This is a genomic window from Nocardia sp. NPDC002869, from assembly GCF_046764065.1.
GTDB classification, from domain to species: domain Bacteria; phylum Actinomycetota; class Actinomycetes; order Mycobacteriales; family Mycobacteriaceae; genus Nocardia; species Nocardia rhamnosiphila.
In genome coordinates, this window is the sequence record NZ_JBKOOL010000351.1 from 1 (window position 1) to 1006 (window position 1006).

At 71.7% G+C, this 1006-nt stretch carries 1 protein-coding gene; it reads right to left on the reverse strand.

Annotation, left to right across the window (positions count from 1 at the left end; translation table 11 throughout):
* Positions 1–87: 87 nt before the first annotated feature.
* Positions 88–1006 (reverse strand): ATP-binding protein (locus ACLML9_RS28865; RefSeq protein WP_411948444.1); only part of this gene is annotated, 919 nt, incomplete at its 5' end.

Genomic DNA, 1006 nt, shown 5'->3' on the forward strand with positions numbered 1-1006 from the left:
CCCATCAGCAGTCCGTCGGTGGACAGCAGAACCGCGGACTCGGCGTCCGGCAATCCGCTCACCAGTTCTTCCAGCAACCAGCTCAGATCAGTGCGCGGAGGGGTTGTCATCGTCGCCTTCCTGTCGAGGCCGATCGGCCGCGGTCGGATCGGGACGCGGGTGGCGTCCCGACCGGGTGCCGCCTTCGATGGCGGCCATCAGATTGCGAGCCTGTTCCGGTGTGCGCGTCCGCGGGGTCTCCTCGGTGACCGGCGCTTCCGTGGCCTCCGGTTCGGCAAGCTGTCGGCGTCGGCGCGGGAGCGCGGGACGGGTGCCGTCACCGGGTGCGGTGGCCACCGGCGGCGCGGCGGCGGCCTGCGGCTGCGCGGCAGCGCTCTCACCCGGCGCGGTGCCGGGGGAAGCGGCAGTGATCGCCGTGGCGTAGGCCGGTTCGGCGGGCGATTCGGTGGCGCCCCCGGTCTCCAGGAGCGCGGCCGGGATCACCACCACGGCCTTGATTCCGCCGTAGACCGAATCCGCCAGTCGCACCGTGACACCGTGGCGCGCCGCCAGGGTGGCCACCACGAACAGTCCGAGACGGGTCTCCCCGGTGAGCGCGGCCACCCCGAAATCCGGTGGTGCGGACAGCAGCTCGTTACGTCCGATGATGTCCTCCGCCGACATACCCAGACCGCGATCGGCGACCTCGACCGCCACGCCGCGGCCGACGACGGCGGCCGATACCTCGACGCGTGCTTCCGGCGGCGAGAAGGTCGTCGCGTTCTCCATCAGCTCCGCGAGCAGGTGGATGAGGTCGGCGGTGGCCGGACCGGTGATCTTCAGATCGGGAATCCGGCCGGTGTGGATACGCGTGTAGTCCTGACTCTCCGCCGCGGCACCCCGGACCAGGTCCCACAGCGGAACCGGTTTACGCCGGCGGCGGCCCGGCTGCTCACCGCCGAGCACGATGAGGTTCTCGGCGTGCCGGCGGGCGCGGGTGGCCAGATGGTCGAGTTCGAACAGGAGC